Below are 1781 nucleotides of genomic sequence, written 5' to 3' on the forward strand. Positions count from 1 at the left end.
GCGCCAGCGCGATGGCCCGCCCGACGCCGGAGCCGCCGCCAGTGACCAGCGCATGCTTGCCGGGTATCGTCGCGGCGGCCGTCATACTTTCAGCCCCGCTGCGGCGTCGCGCTCGGCCAGACGGTAGAGCTGGTCGCGTCCGGGCAGATAGGGATCAGGCCATTTGACACCGCGGTCGCCGAGCGTGACGGCGGCATGCAGCGTCCAGTAGGGATCGGCGAGATGCGGCCGCGCCAGCGCCACCAGGTCGGCGCGGCCGGCCATCAGGATCGAATTGACATGGTCCGGCTCGTAGATGTTGCCGACCGCCATCGTCGCCATGCCGACCTCGTTGCGGATGCGGTCGGAAAACGGCGTCTGGAACATGCGGCCATAGACAGGCTTGGCCAGTGCCGAGGTCTGGCCTGCCGAGACATCGCAGATGTCGACGCCGGCCTCATGCAGCAGCCGCGCGATCTCGACCGCGTCGGCCGGCGTCACGCCCTCGATGCCGACCCAGTCATTGGCGGAAATGCGCATCGAGATCGGCTTCTCCGCCGGCCAGGCGGCGCGCACCGCGCGGAAGATTTCGAGGGGATAGCGCATGCGATTGTCCAGCGAACCGCCATATTCATCCGTGCGCCGGTTGGTGACCGGCGTGATGAAGGACGACAAGAGATAGCCATGCGCGGCGTGGATTTCGAGCATGTCGAAGCCGCAGCGATCGGCCATCTCGGCCGAAGCGACGAATTCGTCGCGCACGCGGTCCATGTCGGCGCGGTTCATCGCCTTCGGAACCTGATTCTGCGGCGACCACGCAACGGCCGAAGCCGCCATCACCGGCCAGTTGCCTGAGACCAACGGCACGTCAGTGCCCTCCCAGCCGAGCCGGGTCGAGCCCTTGGCGCCGGAATGGCCGATCTGGGCGCAGATCTTGGCCTCGGTCTCGGTGTGGACGAAATCGACCAGCCGCTTCCACGCCACCTCATGCTCGGGCGCGTAGAAGCCGGGACAGCCGGGCGTGATGCGCCCTTCCGGGCTGACGCAGGTCATCTCGATATAGATGAGACCGGCGCCACCCTTGGCCCGCTCGGCATAATGCGTGAAATGCCAGTCGGTCGGGCAGCCGTCGACAGCCTTGTACTGCGCCATCGGCGAAACGACGACGCGGTTCTGCAGCCTCATGTCGCGCAGCTTGAACGGCGCGAACATCGGCGCGCGGCGCAGGCTGTTGCCGCCGGCGCCCGCCTGGCGCTGGAACCATTCTTCCGCGCTTTCAAGCCATTCGGCATCGCGCAGTCGCAGATTCTCGTGGCTGATACGCTGCGAGCGGGTCAAAAGCGAATAGTTGAACTGCACCGGATCGAGGCCGAGATAGCGCTCGACCTCCTCGAACCATTCCAGCGAATTGCGCGCCGCCGATTGCAGCTTGAGCACCTCGGTGCGGCGGGCATCCTCATATCTGCGGAAGGCGGCATCCAGGTCCGGCTCAGTTTCGACATATTCGGCCAGCGCCACAGCACTTTCCAGTGCCAGCTTGGTGCCGGAGCCGATCGAGAAATGCGCCGATGCCGCTGCATCGCCCATCAGCGCGAGATTCTTGTAAGACCAGCGCTCGCACAGCACGCGCGGGAAATTGATCCAGGCCGAACCGCGGATATGGTTGGCATTCGTCATCAAGGCGTGGCCGCCGAGATGTTTTTCGAAGATCCGCTCACAAACGGCGATCGATTCCTGCTGCGACATCGCACCGAAGCCGAAGGCAGCCCAGGTCTGCTCGCTGCACTCGACGATGAAGGTCG

Annotated in this window: 1 protein-coding gene; it reads right to left on the reverse strand. The window is 65.4% G+C overall.

Annotated elements, in window-relative coordinates; all coding sequences use genetic code 11:
• Positions 1 to 81: 81 nt before the first annotated feature.
• Positions 82 to 1781 (reverse strand): bifunctional salicylyl-CoA 5-hydroxylase/oxidoreductase (locus EN879_RS34535; protein WP_127274645.1); only part of this gene is annotated, 1700 nt, incomplete at its 5' end.

This window comes from Mesorhizobium sp. M7A.F.Ca.AU.002.02.1.1 (assembly GCF_003998535.1).
GTDB classification, from domain to species: Bacteria; Pseudomonadota; Alphaproteobacteria; order Rhizobiales; family Rhizobiaceae; genus Mesorhizobium; species Mesorhizobium ciceri.